The sequence below is a fragment of the Chitinophagales bacterium genome (genome assembly GCA_020636535.1).
In the GTDB taxonomy this organism is placed as follows: domain Bacteria; phylum Bacteroidota; class Bacteroidia; order Chitinophagales; family JADIYW01; genus JADJSS01.
This window is the reverse complement of record JACJXT010000011.1, coordinates 1,600,438-1,618,360: the sequence shown is the minus strand read 5'-3', so window position 1 is coordinate 1,618,360 and position 17,923 is coordinate 1,600,438. Positions and strand designations below refer to the sequence as shown.

The window sequence follows — 17,923 nt, the reverse complement described above, 5'->3', positions numbered from 1 at the left end:
AAATTATACTGCAATTTACTCATAATATTTATCTACTTCGTAGCAGAGTCTCTTGAAAAGGACTCTGCGTAATCTAATCTAAAGTAATATCCTGTAATTTCATATAACTTGTTACATATTCATCATCAACTCCATTTATATAAAATTTAGCTGAACTATGTTTATAACTTGACGGATCTTTACACAAATTATACTTTTCTGTACATGGATTGTTGTGTATATAGTCTAATTTTTGTTGAATAAAATTATCTGATTCGCATTCTTTTTATGACGCAGCGTCCTCTACGAGAGACTCTGCTAGGAAATTAATATACAAAGATACTTTATCTTCACTTCTTAGCAGAGTCTCTTGAAAAGGACTCTGCGTAATCTAATCTAAAGTAATATCCTGTAATTCCATATAACTTGTTACATATTTATCATCAACTCCATTTATATAAAATTTAGCTGAACTATGTTTATAACTTGATGGATCTTTACACAAATTATACTTTTCTGTACATGGATTGTTGTGTATATAGTCTAATTTTTGTTGAATAAAATTATCTGATCCACATTCTTTTTATGACGCAGCGTCCTCTACGAGAGACTCTGCTAGGAAATTAATATACAAAGATACTTTATCTTCACTTCTTAGCAGAGTCTCTTGAAAAGGACTCTGCGTAATCTAATCTAAAGTAATATCCTGTAATTCCATATAACTTGTTACATATTTATCATCAACTCCATTTATATAAAATTTAGCTGAACTATGTTTATAACTTGACGGATCTTTACACAAATTATACTTTTCTGTACATGGATTGTTGTGTATATAGTCTAATTTTTGTTGAATAAAATTATCTGATTCGCATTCTTTCCAATCAAATGATTCTTCAAATACTTCATGTAGTTTCCCTCTTTTTTTATCTGTCGATTTTACAGCTTTCTGTAATGTTTCTAAAATTGCAGATTGGTTATTCTGTTTCAACCTATCTATAATTCCATATGCAAGAAACCGTTTTCCATTTCCTATTATAGTATTTATTGTTTGCTTAGATTTTCTAAACGCAATAATAACATGAAGATGATTTGGCATAATAACATAACCTACGATGTAATTATCTCGTTCTTTTAGATAATTGAACCATTTATATACTAAATCATAGGATTGAGTGATCTCAAATAAAGGTAACCAGCTATAATTGGTGAAAGTAATGTAATAAACTCCTGAATAGTATGGTATGTTTCTTCTAGTTGGCATTTTTTAGGTTCGTATTTCTGTAGTTTTAATGACGCAGAGTCCTCTACGAGAGACTCTGCTAGGAAAAAATGACTTTTGACTGTTTAAACACCTTACAATAAAAACATGCTGCTTCTTTGGCTTGATTATCAAACCATAAGCATGGAAAGAGTTTGTTGGTCATATTTTAGTTTTTATTATTTTCATGTTTTTCCCACAGAACTCACAGATTTACGCAGAAAATTATACTCATAATATTTATTTATTTAAAAATAGATTAATTATGTATATAGTCTAATTTTTGTTGAATAAAATTATCTGATTCGCATTCTTTTTAATAACGCAGAGTCCTCTACGAGAGACTCTGCTAGGAAATTAATGTAATTTTTTAAATTCTTCATAATATACTAACTAAGATTATTTCTTTCTAGAACTAAAAATACTTCAACTTCATAGTTGGTTTTATTTGTAGTAGTGTTTGGTATATCAAGGCAATTACATCTTCCACATCTGATTTGGCTACTGTTTCAACTGTTGTATGCATATATTTTAGTGGCAACGAAATTAATGCACTTGGCACTCCAGCATTTCCATAAGCAAAAGCATCGGTATCTGTGCCAGTAATTCTACTAGCTGCATCTCTTTGGAAAGCAATTTTATTGACTTCGGCAGTATCTAAAATTAATTCTCTAATAATGTTATGTACTGCTGGTCCGTAAGTAATTACTGGTCCTTTTCCACACTTAAAGAAACCATTCGTTTTTTTGTCAATCATAGGTGTTGTAGTATCATGACAAACATCGGTAACTATTGCAATATTTGGTTTAATGCGTTCTACAACCATTTGTGCACCTCTTAATCCAACTTCTTCTTGAACTGCATTTACGATATATAATGCAAAAGGTAGTTTTTTCTTGTTTTTGTGCAATAGCTTAGCTACTTCTGCAATCATAAAACCTCCTACTCTATTGTCTAAAGCTCTACCTGTATAGTATTTGTTGTTGAGCGTCATTAATTCATCTTGAAAAGTAACAACACAGCCAACATGAACGCCCATTTTTTCCACTTCTTCTTTGTTTTCTGCACCAATATCAATAGTAATATTTTTTACACTTGGAGCAGTATCTTTCATCGTATTTCTTAGATGAATAGCTGGCCAACCAAACACACCTTGCACCAAACCTTTTTTAGTATGAATATTTACTCTTTTTGCTGGAGCAATCATGTGGTCGCTTCCTCCATTTCTAATTACAGAAATCTGTCCATCATCAGCAATATAGCTTACAAACCAAGAAATTTCATCGGCATGAGCTTCAATCACTACTTTAAATTTAGCATCTGGATTAATAACACCATATGTAGTACCATAAAAATCGACTTCATGTGTATCTATATACGGTTTGATATAGTCGAGCCATATTTTTTGTCCTTCTACTTCAAAGCCAGTTGGCGAAGTATTGTTTAGATATTTGAATAAAAACGCTTCAGCAGATTTATCTATTTCATAAATCTTTTTTTGGGTTTTAACTGCTTTTGTTTCTTTTGTACTTTTTTTTGCCATAAAAATTTGATTTACAATGGAATATTACCATGTTTCTTAAGTGGTAATTTAATATCTTTATCTTCCAGCATTTTAAATGCTTTGATTAATTTAATTCTTGTTGTTTCTGGTTCAATCACTTCATCAACAAAGCCACGAGCAGCAGCTTTATAAGGATTTGCAAAGGTTTCAGTATATTCATCTACCTTTTCTTGAAGTTTGGCTTCTTTATCTTCGGCAGCTTTAATTTCATTCTTAAAAATAATTTCAGCAGCACCTTTTGGTCCCATAACTGCAATTTCTGCACTTGGCCAAGCAAAATTCATATCGGCACCAATGTGTTTTGAATTCATTACATCATAAGCTCCACCATATGCTTTTCTAGTAATTACTGTGATTTTGGGAACAGTAGCTTCGCTCAATGCAAATAATAATTTAGCTCCATTGGTAATAATGCCATTCCATTCTTGGTCGGTACCTGGTAAAAATCCAGGCACATCAACAAAAACCAATAAAGGAATATTAAAGCAATCGCAGAATCGTGTAAACCTTGCTCCTTTTTTCGATGCATTAATATCTAATACACCAGCCATATATGCAGGTTGATTAGCAACGATACCTACACTTCTTCCAGCAATTCTAGCAAAACCAACTACAATATTTTCTGCATAAGCTTGATGTACTTCAAAGAAAGAATCTTTGTCGACTGTACCATTAATAACAGCACGCATATCGTAAGGTTGATTGGCATTTTGTGGTAAAATATCATTCAATTCATGCCTTAGCTCATTTCCTTCTTGTTGATAAGCAACTGTTGGTGTTGTTTCTTTATTATTTTGTGGAATATAGGAGAATAATGTCTTTAGTTGATTGATACATTCTAACTCGTTTTTAGCTGTAAAATGTGTAACGCCAGATTTTGTAGCATGTGTAATCGCTCCACCCAATTCCTCTGAGCTTACTTCTTCATGAGTAACCGTTTTTACAACATTTGGTCCTGTTACAAACATATAAGAAGTCTGTTCTACCATCAAAGTAAAATCGGTCATTGCAGGAGAATATACTGCACCACCAGCACATGGTCCCATAATTGCAGAAATTTGCGGTATAACACCAGAAAACTGTACATTTCTATGAAAAATATCGGCATAACCACCCAATGAAACCACACCCTCTTGAATTCTAGCACCACCAGAATCGTTTAGACCAATAACTGGAGCACCTACTTTAGCTGCTAAATCCATTATTTTGCAGATTTTTTCGGCATGTGTTTCAGAAAGTGAACCACCAAAAACTGTAAAATCTTGAGAGAAAACATAGACTAAGCGACCATTGATTAAACCATAACCAGTAACAACACCATCGCCTAAATACTTTTCTTTATCAATGCCAAAATCAGTAGCACGATGTGTAACCAACATTCCCATTTCTTCGAAAGAACCTTCATCTAACAATAGCTGAATTCGTTCTCTTGCTGTTAGTTTACCTTTAGCATGTTGTTGTTCAATTCGTTTTTGACCACCACCTAATAATGCTTCTTGTTGTAATTTTTTTAGTTGTTCAATTTTATCTTGATGCGACATAATTAAGCTAGCATTTACGCAAAGATACAATAGTACAAATAAATTGTTTAAAAAACTATGTAATATGAAAGAGTTTGTGAAAAAATAGTGTACTTGATTTAATTAGCATTAATTTTTGTATTAATATGAGTCATACTTCTCATATGTATAGAATTAGTTAGCTATATAAGATTAGAAATTAAATCCTAAGCTAAAAGTCATTCTACCAATACCTGTAATATTATATGGATAGTAATAATCGTAGTTATAATAACCATCTGATATTGTAAAGTCTTTTTTACCTAAGAAGCCAACAAAACCACCAGCAAGTTCTAATTTTAAAGATATTAATTTATTAGGTTGAGCTAACAAACCTATAGTTCCCATTAAACCAAGCACTCCGTTTTTATATCTAAAATAACTTTCACTATACCCAAGATAGTTTCCATAATTATCATAATAACTAACATATTGCTTAATTGATCTGTTAAAATAACCTGCTACAAGTTCTGGACCTGCATAACCTCGTACTTTATATTTATCTCTCCAAAAGAATTTAAAATTTGCACCTGTTAAAAATTTGTAGCCAGATGCTCTTCTGTCATTATAATAATAACTATTATTCATATAAATCCCATTGTAGTAATTGCTAATCCAACCTGCACGAAATGGAATAGTAATTGCCATATTTTGTTTTTTAAGAAATCTAGTATATTGTACAAAAACATCAGCAGTATAAAATGAAAGGAAATCTAGTTCCAGTGTATTGTATCTAAAGCTATCAATTAAAGTAAATCTTGGCCTATGTGATTTGTCTTTTTTATAAGTAATAGGTGTTTTATTTAAAACTTCTACTGAACCATTCTCAAAAATAATAGTAGAATATAAAGATTTATTCTCTTTATAGGTTGGTCCATCTAGATTATCATATTTTTTATAAACAATTTGATTATCAGTAATTTCTATAACTTTAACTAAAGTAGTATTACTATTAAAATCGACTAGTTTGTCTTGTGCTTTTAGAGCAATACCAGCTAATACAAAAAGCATTGATAGAAAATATTTCATAAATTTATTTTTCTCAAAAATAATAATAATTATAACCATGCAAAACAATTAAATATAAAAAATATTTTTATACCTATTTTTAGGTATTCCGCATTTTATAGTTGTTAAAATTTGTACTTTTATTCTATGATTTGGATAATTTTAGCTTGGGTTTTGTATTTCTTTATACATAGTTTTTTGGCTCATCAAAAAGTTAAACAGTATGTTTTCTCTAAATTCCCTAACAGTAAAAAATATTATAGAATAATGTACAATATTATTGCCTTTATAGGTTTGTGTTGCTTAATCCCTTTTTCAGTATTAGGATGTCATCAATTTGTTTTTCAAACAAATACAGTTACTTATGTTGTAGCAAGTATTTTTATTATAATTGGATTAATCATTTTATTTAAAGCTTTTCAACTATTTAATTTAAAAGAGTTTTTTGGTTTAGAGCAACTACAATCACCAGAAAAGCCAAGTACTTTAATTATAAAAGGTTTGTATCAGTATGTTCGACATCCACTATATACTGGACTCATTATATTTATTATAGGTATTTGGTTACTCTATCCAACGCTAGCTGTAAGTGCTTTTGTTATAATTAGTATTGCCTATATAGATTATGGCAGTAGTTTAGAAGAAGAAAAACTATTGCTTGAGTTTGGTGATGCGTACAAACAATATCAACAAAGTGTAAAAAAGTTAATTCCGTTTATATATTAAGCTATTTTGTTTAATTTGCAACTGATATACATTCAAAATAATATAACATGAGTGAAAAAATTACTTGCCCGAATTGTGGTACAAAAATAGATATAGATGCCGTATTAAGTCATCAAGCAGAAGAAAAATATAAGAAAGCTTTTCAAGAAAAAGAATTAGCACTACTAGCAGAAAAGAAATCATTTGAAGAAAAAAAAGCCAAAGAAAATGAACTTTTTCAAGAACGATTACAAAAACAAGTGCTAGAAGAAAGTAAAAAAATAGAACTTAAAACACAGCAAGAGCTAGAAGAAAAATATAGCTTACAAAACAAAGAACTAGCAACAGAGTTAGAGCAAAGAAAGCAAGAAAACCAGCAACTTAAACAGAAAGAATTAGCTTTTCTAAAAAAAGAAGAGCAACTTAAAGAAAAAGAACAAGAGATAGAATTAAATATTCAGCGACAACTCAACGAGGAACGAAAAGCACTAGAAGAAAAAATAGCCAAGCAAGTAGAAGAAACGACACTACTACAAATCAAACAAAAAGACGAACAAATAGAACAAATAAAAAAACAACTAATCGATGCACAACGCAAAGCCAATCAAGGTTCTATGCAAATACAAGGCGAAGCACAAGAACATTTTATTGAAGACTACCTAAAAGAACATTTTCCATTAGACAATATTGAAGAAGTTGGCAAAGGAAAAAGAGGTGCCGACTGCATACAAATCATCAATACTTATGCCAAGAAAAACTGCGGAAGTATTATATATGAAAGTAAGCAAACGGTAAATTGGAGCAACGATTGGATTGAAAAACTAAAAGCAGATGCAAGACAAGCCAAAGCAGACATAGCTGTACTCGTAACCACTGCTTTTCCAAAGGACATCGACAGAATGACACTTAAAGATGGTATTTGGGTTTGTACGCTCGAAGAATTTAAAGGACTCTGTTTGGTACTTAGAGAAAGCATTATAAAAATTAGCGATGCTGCCGTGGCACAACAAAACAAAGGCGACAAAATGCATTTGCTCTACGACTATCTTACTAGCAATGAATTTAGTGAAAACTGGAAAGCCATTCACGAAGGTTTTATGGATTTAAAAATTGGCATTCAAAAAGAACGAGATGCTATGGAGCGACTTTGGAAAGCCAGAGAAAAACAATTAGAAAAAGTACTTATCAATTCAAATGCCATACAAGGAAGCATACAAGGCATAGCAGGACTAGATTACATCAATCTAAATTTACTAGACGAATAACACAAACAACTATTGACTAATAACCAATGACAAACTTATGGCATAACCTACACTGCGTTTCGGTCGCGCTATCTGTTACAAGTCCTCGCTCCTATCGTCGCTGTGGGCTTTTCACTACTATCGCTTATGCAAAACTGCTACTCAGTATAATATTGCTTAATACAGTAAGTTCGTGCAACAAACCCAATAATTATAAAAACAATGCAACAGAAAATCAAGCAGTACAAAAAAGCTATTACCAAATAATAGATAGCTTATACTATACTATAAAAGATGATTTAGACACCAATAATATTTACAAAACAATTGATACTACAAAATTAAATAGTTCTAATAAGGTATATACAATAATATTATCATCAATACAACTTATTAATAGCAATAATATTTACGAATCAGAAGATTTACTATTATCAACAATAAATACACTAGAAAACAACAACATCAATCCAATAGTTCAAGAAAAATATTACAACACACTTTCTAGAGTTTACTTCATACAATCTAACAGCAAAGCACTAAAATATGCACTTAAAGGTTTAGAAATTGCCAAAACCAATAAGCTATCACCAAACTACTCTTATTATATGCTAGGCAATGCTTATTTAAATTACTCAGATTATAATAACGCAATAAAATATTATTATTTAGCAACTCAAAAAAACACCGATAACTTATTTTTAGCCAACTTATATAATAATATAGCAATTACCTATCAACGGTTCAATCAATTAGATAGTACAGAAAAATACTACAAACTAAGTTTAGAGAATTACTATCAATACAACAATACAACAATACAACAAAAACAAATAATGCAATAGCTAATTTTGCATACTACTATTTACTAGATCACCAATTAGATTCATCTTTAAAATATATGAATTTATTCTTCAATCAAAATAAAAATGAAAAAGATATTACAGGAGAAATCTATGATATGTTTGGTGATATTTGCTTAGACAATAACTTAAACGACAGAGCAGAAGCATACTACAAAAAAGCCAAGACACTATATATAGAAAATAATTTAGAAGATAAATTAATTGGTCCATACTATGGTTTATCAGATTTATATTACAAAACAGGCAACTATAAAAAATCTGTAGAATATTTAGATTCTGCTTATTACTACAGAAAAGCATACTATAAAAAAAGCATTATAGAAGAAAACAAAAAACTAGAACGAGACTATGAAATAAAATTTAAAAACCAACAAATAGCAACACTTAAAATAGGACAACAATTGCAAAAAGAAAAAATAAAGTTCAGAAATATTGCATTATTAATTTTGCTATTACTATTTATAATCATAGTATCATTTATTTACTATATCAGTAAAAGCAAACAACTAAAAAGTAATTTAAAAAAAATAGAATTAGAACAAAGTCTATTTCGTTCACAAATGAATCCACATTTTATATTTAATACCATTGCAGGCATTCGAGGCAATATATTGAACAATGAAAACGACAAAGCAGTTAAATATCTAACTCAGTTTTCAAAACTTACCAGAGCCATTTTAGAACAAAGCATAGAAAAAACGATAACACTTCAAGAAGAATTAGAACTACTAAAAAATTATATTTCTTTACAACAAATGCGTTTAAATAATAGTTTTAATTTTACTATTAACATTGATGACGATATTTTTACAGAAGCAGTAAATATTCCACCAATGCTACTACAACCATTTATAGAAAATGCAATAGAACATGGTTTAAAAGGATTGCCATATCAAGGTTTACTACAAATAGATATTACTAATTTTAAAGAAAACATACTATTCATTAGCATTATAGATAACGGGAAAGGATTATTAAATTCAGAAAATTCTAATATAGGCAGCTTAAAAAAATACAGCCTATCTACATCAATATCTAAAAAAAGGTTGCTAAATTGGTCAAAACAGTTTAAGAATCAATCAAAAATTGAGATAATAGACAATAGCAAAGAAAACAAAGAAGGAGTAACTATAAAAATATATTTAGAATACTAATGACTAAAAAAATGAAAGCAATAATTGTTGAAGACGAAATAAGTGTAAGAAACGATTTAAAAGGTTTATTAAAAGCATATACCAATATTAATTTAGTTGGCGAGTGTGGAAGCATTGCTTCGGCAAAAAGTTTAATTGCATCATGTAATCCAGAAGTAGTTTTTTTAGATATTCACTTAGAAGATGGCAATGTATTTAGCTTATTAAATCAATTAGAGCATATAAACTTTAAAATAATTTTCACCACAGCTTATGATGAATTTGCTATTAAAGCACTTCGTTTAGGAGCAATAGATTATTTGTTAAAACCTGTAGATCCAGACGAATTACATATTGCTATAGAAAAATTAAATACTACCGAGACTATAGCTACACAACAAATAAATAACTTTAATGATGCTTTAAATAATAACAGTCATAAAATAATACTTAAAAATTCAGATGGCATTCACATCATTAATTTCAACGATATTAATTTCTGCCAAAGCGATGGTCCATACACTACCTTTTATCTAAACAAAAACCAAAAAATAGTTATCTCAAAACCATTAAAAAACTACGAACAAATATTGCCTAGTCATTTATTTGTAAGATGTCATCAAAGTTATTTAGTAAATATAAATAATATCAGTAAGTTAAATCAAGATGATACCATTATTTTAAAAGACAAAACTCAAATTCCTGTTTCTACAAGAAAGAAAGATGCCGTTTTAAAAGCAATTCAGCAATTAAAATAATAAGAAGAATCAAGCAAATAATAAATAAAACCCAACAAATAATAAAGTAAATTTGCTTACTCACACAATCTATTTAGTTTAGCCATCACATCAAATACTTCATAGTATAAAAATGAGAGCTAGATTAAAATATTTAAGTTTCAGAGCAGCATTATGTTTTGCACTAGCAGCAGTTTTACTATTTATAGTAGATAGAAATTTAAATTATATAATTCCTATTTTAATTGGTAGTGTAATATTATTTATAATAGGAATACTCATGCCTAATAGTACTTACGAAGTAGATGAAAACGACAATGCAATAAAAAAAATTAAATAACAATTAAAATAATAAAAATGGTTTATCTTATTCCTTTAGTAATCATAGCAGGTATTTTTGGCTATATGTTTTACTTAAAAAAATCTGGAAAATTAGGTGCATTTCAACAAGTATATGTAGATGCAGAAAAAGAAGTAAACGACAACTTCGATAAATATATTGCAAAATTTAAAGCAGATCCAAATACTTTTAAACCAATTATAGATATTATTGGCAGCGATTTTCAATACATTACACAATGTAAAAAACCACAAGGATTTTTTGGTGCTTTAGGTGATACAGCTAAAACAATGGCAACTGGTGTTGTTGTAGAAAATACAAATTATCATTTACTAGTAATTCAAGATAATAAATTGCACTATATAGAATACAATGATGACACAAAAAAATCGGCAGAACATTTTGAGTTTGATAAAAACAGCATCTCTAACTTAAAATTTGAAAAAGGAAAACTAACCGATAATTTAAAACAAAGCATGTCTTTTAAATTAGAAGGTGGTGGAAGAAGTGGTGATAGCACAGATAATAGTGATATGTACAAACTTACATTTACTTCTAACGATAAAACATACGAATTTTTTGTTTACGATTTAATTAAAGTTGGTGATGGATTTGATGTTGAAAATAAAGTTGGCGGAATGGGACTTAACCAAACAGTTGATGATGTGGTAAGAGGTCAGCTAATACCAATAAGATTAGCTGATGAATTCTTTAAAAATATAGTAAACTTTCATAGCTAATACGAAGTATTATCCGAAAATAATTATAAAAAGAATTATTTATATCGTTATAACAGAATAAAACCATTCAATAAATATTTTTAATTAAAACTATAAACCTAAAACAACCTTTTTACAGAAGGTAAGCAATACAAATAGAAAGTTTTTGCTTACCTTCGTTCGTTTTATCAAAAAATACAAAATAATGAAAAAAATAATTTTTATTTCAACAGCAATCATCACTCTAATTTTTACAAGTTGTGGTGTAGATAAAACAACTTACAACGATAAAATTGTAACTGCACATACTGCTCTATTAGAAATTAATCAAAATGTTGCAAACAACTTTGAAAACTATTTAGGAAAACCAGAACAAAAAGATGCTTTTGTAAAATTTATAGACGAATCTCTAGCAAAAATGCAAGAAAGCAAAAAAACAATAGAAGATTTAAAACCAATTGAAGACGAAGGCATGAGAGACAAATTATTAGAAATGTATGACACCTATACCAAAACACTAGAATTGTATAAATCAAAAGCAGATATAATTACTAACGATGCTAATTATGACAATGTAGTAGAATTATACAACGACGAACTGGAGAAAATTCAAAAACTAGATACAGAAATTAAAATAATGCAAGAACAATTTGCTAGTAAAAATAATATTCAACTAAAATAAATTTAAATTTCATGAAATCAATAATCACATTAGTATTCGCTTTATTTTTAACAATTAACTATGCAGAAGCAAAGGCAAGAATTCCAGTATGCATTCCTTGCGAAAAAATAAGTAAAGTACAAGACATTCCAACATCAGAAAATGTAAAAGATGAGTTTGGTAAAGACTTACACTTGGGTTATTTCTATAAAGAATATGGAATTGTCTTTGTTCCAGCTTGGATTTCAGACGGAAGATATGTATTAACCAATGAAGCACAAGACACTTATTACGATCTAACCGATGAAGACAAAACTTATTTACAAGAACAACTAAAAGTAGAATTATCAAAAAATCCACTCTCCTTTTGGAAAAAAATTGGTGGAAAATTAGTCTATCTCGTATTAATTGGTTTACTTGTTTGGGGAAATATTCCTAGTAAAGAAAACGATTAAATTATGAATACTAAAAATATATTTTTAATACTATTGTCTTTTTTGTCGTTCAGTGTATTCTCACAACAAAATAATGAAGAATGGATTAGCACTAAAGCAACGATTAAAAACATTGAAACAAAACGCTCTGGAAGAAAAGCAAGAGCATATGCAACAGTTTCATTTACTACAAATAACAATGAACCAATCGAAACCATGGTAGAACTAATTCGTATTCCATTTATAGGAACACTAAAATCTATTGGCGACGAAATTACAGTTAATTACAATCCAACCAATCCAGCACTAGCAGCAACAGATAGTGGTAAATTTATTTCTAAATATGGCATGTATATACTCATTCTACTTGGAGTTATTTTTTCTGCAAAAACAATGCTTTCTGTAAGAAAAGAACAAACTTAAGTTTATTAAAACCTCATCAACAAATTGTATATTTAACTGATGAAAGAACTAAATATAGCGTACTATAAAACATTAGCAGAACAATTGGTATTTATTAGTACTTTTTTAGGTGGTGTTTCTGCTACTATTTTAGGTACACTTATTGCCTTTCAATTAGATAATAAAATTGTAAGAGCAATGGTTATTGGATTATCAATAGCAGCAGTATTTTTTATTGTAGCAGTGTTTGGTATGAATAAAATTCAAATAATATTAGCACCAAACTCGCCATACCAAAGCAAACTAGAACTACTACATTATCCTAGATTGGTTGGCGGTCTGTCTTTTATTATTGGTATCTATGCACTACTTGCCGTTATTAGTTTGTCTGGTTGGATTAAATCAAAAGCTATTGGTATAACTACAACTATTATTAGTATTATTGCTGGAATATTAATTTTTACATTAATATAAAATAATTTAAATCTTTTCTAGAATACTAATAATCGTACGATATACTTTTTCCAATTGATTTTTGCTAATAACATATGGTGGAAATATGTAGATGGTATTACCAAGTGGTCGCAATAAAACACCACTTTTTAGACTCTCTTTATAAAACTGTTCTTTTACAGTACTAAAATAGCCATCATCATTTTGTGCTATTTCAAAAGCAACAATAGTACCTAACTGTCTTAAGTTGCTAACTATACTAAATTCTTTTAGCTGATTTTTTAACTCACTTTGCCAATCTACTAGCATTTTTATAGTTGATTGATTTTCTTGTAGCAACTTTATACTTGCATTGGCTGCTGCACAAACAATTGGATTTGCAGTATAAGAATGTCCATGAAAAAGTGTCTTCATTCTGTCTGATGATAAAAATGCATTGTAAATATTAATGGTACACGAAGTAATTCCCAAAGGTAAAAATCCACCAGTAATTGCTTTCGACAAACAAAATATATCTGGTTGATGTTCTAGATAATCACAAGCAAAATGCTTACCAGTTCTACCAAAACCAGTCATCACTTCATCTGCAATACACAAAATATTATTGACTTTACAAGTAGCTATAATTTTATCTAAATACTTGGCTTCATACATTTTCATTCCAGCAGAACCTAAAATTAATGGCTCAAAAATAAAAGCTGCAATAGTTTCATTTTCAGTACATTGATTGACTTTACTTAAAATATCACTTAAATTATTTTCATTAGGTAATGGAAGCTGTATTACTTCAAATAAATTATCGTAAAATGGTGTAAAAAAAGTAGATTTACCTACAGACATCGCACCAAATGTATCACCATGATAAGCATTTTCAAAACACAGAATTTTGTTTTTCTTCTTTCCTCGATTGTACCAATATTGAATAGCCATTTTTAGTGCAACTTCTACAGCAGTAGAACCATTATCAGAAAAAAATACTTTAGCTTGATGATTTGGCAATATATTCACTAAGTTTTCAGCTAGCACTACTGCTGGTTGATGTGTAAATCCAGCAAAAATAACATGTTCCAATTCATCTACTTGCTGTTTAATTGCATTGGCTATCGTTGGATTAGCGTGTCCGAAAGCATTTGTCCACCACGAAGCAATAGCATCTATATATTCGTTGCCATCAACATCGTACAACAAAGCACCTTTTCCTTTTTTTATAGCAATAATCTCTGTATCTAAAGCGTGTTGCGTAAACGGATGCCAAATATACTTATGGTCTAATGTCCACCAATCCATTATAAAATAGTTTTAAATTGTTCTGCTTGAGTTTGGATAAACTGCTTGTCTAGTTGTTTGGTAAACGGAATGTATCCTATTTTTTTGACATTGGTATGTGCTACGATAAAAGCTTCAGAAGACTTCACCTCATCTCCTACAAAAATAATTCCTATAATATCAATATTGGCTTGTTGTAGTGTTTGAATCGTCATAATACTATGATTGATGCTGCCTAAATAATTATTAATTACCACCACCACTGGTACTTTAAGCTGAATAATTAAATCGATGTTTAAATACTCATTATTGATAGGAGAACAAAGTCCACCAGCACCTTCAATAATTAAAGTATTACTTGAATTTTCAATTGTAAAACTTTGAATATCAATAATTATATCTTCAATTTGTGCTGCATAATGTGGACTAGCAGCAGTTTGTAATTCATAAGTAGATGGAATAATTTGTACATCAAAATCAACCAAGCTTTTAATAGTATCGCTATCTGTTTGGTGTAAATCGCCAGCTTGAATAGGTTTCCAATAATCTGCTTTAAAAGCTTCTACCAAGCAAGCCGAAGCAACTGTTTTTCCAATATTAGTATGAATTCCTGTTACAAAAATTTTATTAGTCATAACCAACAACGAAGATACGCTTATTTTTTAGTAGGAATTAATTTACTAAAAGAATAGATAGAGCTTCTTGGCTTCACTCAGAATGACAATCACATAATGATTAAATGACTATTTTTCGCCAATCATATCTTCTGGTCTTACCCATTCATCAAATTCTTCTGGTGTAAGATAACCTAAAGCAACTGCTGTTTCCTTAAGTGTTTGTCCGTTTTTATGTGCTGTTTGTGCTATTTCGGCTGCTTTATAATAACCAATTTTAGTATTTAAAGCAGTAACTAACATTAAAGAGTTGTTCAAGTTTCTTTGAATATTCTCTTTAATTGGTTCAATACCAACAGCACAATTGTCGTTAAACGATACGCAAACATCAGCAATTAATCTAGCACTGTGCAAAAAGTTATAAATCATTACTGGTTTAAAAACATTCAATTCAAAATGTCCATTACTTCCTGCTACATTTATAGCTACATCATTACCTAAAACTTGAGCAGACACCATAGTCATTGCTTCGCATTGTGTAGGATTTACTTTTCCTGGCATAATAGAACTGCCTGGTTCATTATCTGGAATATGAATTTCTCCAATACCACATCTTGGTCCAGAAGACAACATTCTAATATCATTACCAATTTTCATTAAAGAAACGGCTACGGTTTTCAAAGCACCATGAGCTTCTACAATGGCATCGTGTGCTGCTAGTGATTCAAATTTATTTGGAGCTGTTACAAATGGTAAACCTGTAAGTTGTGCAATGTGTTTTGCTACATTTACTGCATATCCTTTTGGTGTATTAATACCAGTTCCAACAGCAGTTCCACCTAAAGCTAATTCAGACAAATGTTCAAACGAATTTTTAATGGCTTTAATACCATGTGTTAACTGTGCTGCATAACCAGAAAATTCTTGACCAAGCGTTAATGGCGTAGCATCCATAAAATGTGTACGACCAATTTTTACGACATCTTTAAAATCTTTTGATTTTTGTAGTAGTGTATCTCTTAGCTTTTCGATGCCTGGAATAGTTTTTTCTACCAAAATTTTATAAGCAGCAATATGCATTGCAGTAGGAAATGTATCATTAGATGATTGTGATTTATTGACATCATCATTTGGATGAACTACTTTCTTTTCATCCGTTAATTGTCCACCATCAATAACATGAGCTCTGTATGCAATAACTTCATTTACATTCATATTAGATTGAGTACCAGAACCAGTTTGCCAAACCACCAAAGGAAATTGGTCGTTTAGTTTTCCAGCTAAAATTTCATCACAAACCTGAATGATTAATTTTTCTTTGTGTTCATCTAAAACACCAGCTTCAAAATTAGTAATAGCAGCTGCCTTTTTTAAATAAGCAAATGCCTCAATAATTTCTTTTGGCATTTTGTTGATGTCTTGAGCAATTTTAAAGTTGTGAATAGATCGTTGCGTTTGAGCTCCCCAATAAACATTAGCAGGAACTTCTACTTTTCCCATTGTGTCTTTTTCAATTCTGAATTCCATTATCTATTATTTTATATTATTAATTATATTTTATCCAGCCATTAAAACTTGTTTAAATTTAAGTTTGTCATTACTATCTTTTTTGAAATTATAGATTGCTGCACTTTCTAATGCATCTTCGTTGTCTTCGCTTGGTGGATAAGTTGCATTGACTGAAATATCTAAATTGCCTTCTGCTTCATCAGTATACACATAGACAGAATAGTCTGCATTATCATTTGGTAAATGAAAAATTTTAGATTGAGCTACATTTTTTTCTTTTAATTCCTCTATTGAAATTTCACCTAATGCTTTAATCACTTTTTTATCAAAAAGATTAGCAATGTTATTTTCAAAGTCTTTTTGTAGTGTAATATCTCCTACAATTTTGCTTGTAGTCGTAAATTTAAGCACTTCTTCTAGTCCAATCGCTTGATTGTCTGTTAATGGAAAATCAAAAAAAGTAGTAATTAATTTTGGATTTTGTGATGCTAATGCCAATCGTAATCTATTAAACTGACTATAAACATCGTTTTTAACATCATTAGTCGTTTCAACAAATGTTGTAGTAGATGAATCTGCTGGCACTTCTGTTACATTCTCTGCGTTTTTTTCGGGTTGATTCGGTTTACAACTCACCAAAAATCCAACAATAGAAAAAAGAACAATATATTTTTTCATATTACTTTCCTTTAAAGTCTGGTTTTCTTTTTTCTAAGAAAGCTTGAACACCTTCTTTTACATCTTCTGTAGTAAAAATAGTAGCAAATGCATCTACTTCAGTATCAAAACCATTTTTGCTATTATCGAAATAAGCATTAGTACATTCAATTACTTTTTGAATGGCAATTGGTGCTTTAGTTGCAATTTTATCTAAAATATTGGTAGCTTTTGTTAATGCATCTGCTTTATTATCTTCTACATAATTAACCAAACCTAATTGTAGTGCCGTTTGAGCATCAATCATATCTGTAGTAAGATGTAACTCTAATGATTTAGCTTTTCCAATATATTGAATTAAGCGTTGTGTACCTCCATAACCTGCAATAATACCTAAATTAATTTCTGGTTGACCAAATTTTGCATTAGCTGTAGCAATTCGCATATGACATGCCATAGACAACTCGCAACCACCACCAAGAGCAAAGCCATTTACTACAGCAATTACTGGTTTTGGCATTTGTTCAATCTCAAAGAAAATATCATGTCCTCTTTGTGCTAAAGCTTTAGCTTCATCAACAGAAAGTCCTTGAAACTCGCTAATATCTGCACCAGCTACAAAGGCCTTCTCTCCTGCTCCAGTTAAGATAATGCCTCTAACCGTATCATCATTTTTAGCTTGTTGAAATGCTTGTTGAATTTCTACAATTGTTGCTCCATTTAAAGCATTGAGTTTGTCTGGACGATTAATAGTAATAGTAGCAATATGATTATTGATTTCGTATAGTAAATTTTCAAAGTTCATCTTTAGT

At 29.9% G+C, this 17,923-nt stretch carries 21 protein-coding genes; 11 read left to right on the top strand and 10 right to left on the bottom strand.

Annotated features, from left to right (window positions below):
* Positions 1-667: 667 nt before the first annotated feature.
* The 5 genes from H6553_07610 to H6553_07590 form a co-directional block, all read right to left on the bottom strand.
* Positions 668-1,243: a hypothetical protein gene (locus H6553_07610; protein ID MCB9033687.1), complete on the bottom strand. Its 576-nt coding sequence runs from the start codon at positions 1,241-1,243 to the stop codon at positions 668-670.
* Between the two features lie 58 nt (positions 1,244-1,301).
* Complete coding sequence (locus H6553_07605) at positions 1,302-1,406, bottom strand: VOC family protein (GenBank protein ID MCB9033686.1); 105 nt, start codon at positions 1,404-1,406, stop codon at positions 1,302-1,304.
* Positions 1,407-1,655: 249 nt separating this feature from the next.
* Complete coding sequence (locus H6553_07600) at positions 1,656-2,783, bottom strand: M20/M25/M40 family metallo-hydrolase (protein MCB9033685.1); 1,128 nt, start codon at positions 2,781-2,783, stop codon at positions 1,656-1,658.
* Positions 2,784-2,794: 11 nt separating this feature from the next.
* Entirely contained in the window at positions 2,795-4,345 is a 1,551-nt protein-coding gene (locus H6553_07595; protein MCB9033684.1) for an acyl-CoA carboxylase subunit beta, read from the bottom strand.
* A gap of 171 nt (positions 4,346-4,516) precedes the next feature.
* Positions 4,517-5,392, bottom strand: a complete 876-nt coding sequence (locus H6553_07590; GenBank protein ID MCB9033683.1) for a hypothetical protein — start codon at positions 5,390-5,392, stop codon at positions 4,517-4,519.
* 126 nt (positions 5,393-5,518) lie between these two features.
* Between H6553_07590 and H6553_07585 the strand changes: the two genes are divergently transcribed.
* From H6553_07585 to H6553_07535, 11 genes are all read left to right on the top strand, one after another.
* A complete protein-coding gene (locus tag H6553_07585) occupies positions 5,519-6,097 on the top strand; it encodes a DUF1295 domain-containing protein (GenBank protein ID MCB9033682.1) in 579 nt (192 codons plus the stop codon).
* Positions 6,098-6,144: 47 nt separating this feature from the next.
* A complete protein-coding gene (locus H6553_07580) occupies positions 6,145-7,341 on the top strand; it encodes a DUF2130 domain-containing protein (GenBank protein ID MCB9033681.1) in 1,197 nt (398 codons plus the stop codon).
* A gap of 152 nt (positions 7,342-7,493) precedes the next feature.
* Positions 7,494-8,165 (top strand): tetratricopeptide repeat protein, encoded by a 672-nt coding sequence (locus tag H6553_07575; GenBank protein MCB9033680.1) that lies wholly within the window; start codon positions 7,494-7,496, stop codon positions 8,163-8,165.
* A 56-nt stretch (positions 8,166-8,221) separates the two neighbouring features.
* Positions 8,222-9,340 (top strand): histidine kinase, encoded by a 1,119-nt coding sequence (locus H6553_07570; GenBank protein ID MCB9033679.1) that lies wholly within the window; start codon positions 8,222-8,224, stop codon positions 9,338-9,340.
* 11 nt (positions 9,341-9,351) lie between these two features.
* Positions 9,352-10,077 carry a response regulator transcription factor gene (locus H6553_07565; GenBank protein MCB9033678.1) on the top strand — a complete coding sequence of 242 codons (726 nt, stop codon included), beginning with the start codon at positions 9,352-9,354 and terminating at the stop codon, positions 10,075-10,077.
* Positions 10,078-10,189: 112 nt separating this feature from the next.
* Entirely contained in the window at positions 10,190-10,396 is a 207-nt protein-coding gene (locus tag H6553_07560) for a hypothetical protein (GenBank protein ID MCB9033677.1), read from the top strand.
* Positions 10,397-10,413: 17 nt separating this feature from the next.
* Positions 10,414-11,136, top strand: coding sequence for a hypothetical protein (locus tag H6553_07555; GenBank protein ID MCB9033676.1), 723 nt, complete (start codon positions 10,414-10,416; stop codon positions 11,134-11,136).
* Between the two features lie 184 nt (positions 11,137-11,320).
* Positions 11,321-11,797 (top strand): hypothetical protein, encoded by a 477-nt coding sequence (locus tag H6553_07550; GenBank protein MCB9033675.1) that lies wholly within the window; start codon positions 11,321-11,323, stop codon positions 11,795-11,797.
* Between the two features lie 11 nt (positions 11,798-11,808).
* Positions 11,809-12,231, top strand: coding sequence for a hypothetical protein (locus tag H6553_07545; protein MCB9033674.1), 423 nt, complete (start codon positions 11,809-11,811; stop codon positions 12,229-12,231).
* A gap of 3 nt (positions 12,232-12,234) precedes the next feature.
* Positions 12,235-12,633, top strand: a complete 399-nt coding sequence (locus H6553_07540) for a DUF3592 domain-containing protein (GenBank protein ID MCB9033673.1) — start codon at positions 12,235-12,237, stop codon at positions 12,631-12,633.
* A gap of 39 nt (positions 12,634-12,672) precedes the next feature.
* Positions 12,673-13,086 (top strand): hypothetical protein, encoded by a 414-nt coding sequence (locus H6553_07535; protein MCB9033672.1) that lies wholly within the window; start codon positions 12,673-12,675, stop codon positions 13,084-13,086.
* A gap of 6 nt (positions 13,087-13,092) precedes the next feature.
* On the opposite strand, the gene bioA is transcribed toward H6553_07535, so the two are convergent.
* From bioA to H6553_07510, 5 genes are all read right to left on the bottom strand, one after another.
* Positions 13,093-14,352: an adenosylmethionine--8-amino-7-oxononanoate transaminase gene (gene bioA, locus H6553_07530; protein MCB9033671.1), complete on the bottom strand. Its 1,260-nt coding sequence runs from the start codon at positions 14,350-14,352 to the stop codon at positions 13,093-13,095.
* Entirely contained in the window at positions 14,352-14,966 is a 615-nt protein-coding gene (bioD, locus tag H6553_07525; protein MCB9033670.1) for a dethiobiotin synthase, read from the bottom strand. The genes bioA and bioD overlap by 1 nt, the downstream gene beginning before the upstream one ends.
* Before the next feature lie 108 nt (positions 14,967-15,074).
* A complete protein-coding gene (fumC, locus tag H6553_07520) occupies positions 15,075-16,472 on the bottom strand; it encodes a class II fumarate hydratase (GenBank protein ID MCB9033669.1) in 1,398 nt (465 codons plus the stop codon).
* 30 nt (positions 16,473-16,502) lie between these two features.
* Positions 16,503-17,132: a hypothetical protein gene (locus tag H6553_07515; protein ID MCB9033668.1), complete on the bottom strand. Its 630-nt coding sequence runs from the start codon at positions 17,130-17,132 to the stop codon at positions 16,503-16,505.
* A gap of 1 nt (position 17,133) precedes the next feature.
* Positions 17,134-17,916 carry an enoyl-CoA hydratase/isomerase family protein gene (locus H6553_07510; protein MCB9033667.1) on the bottom strand — a complete coding sequence of 261 codons (783 nt, stop codon included), beginning with the start codon at positions 17,914-17,916 and terminating at the stop codon, positions 17,134-17,136.
* Positions 17,917-17,923: the final 7 nt, after the last annotated feature.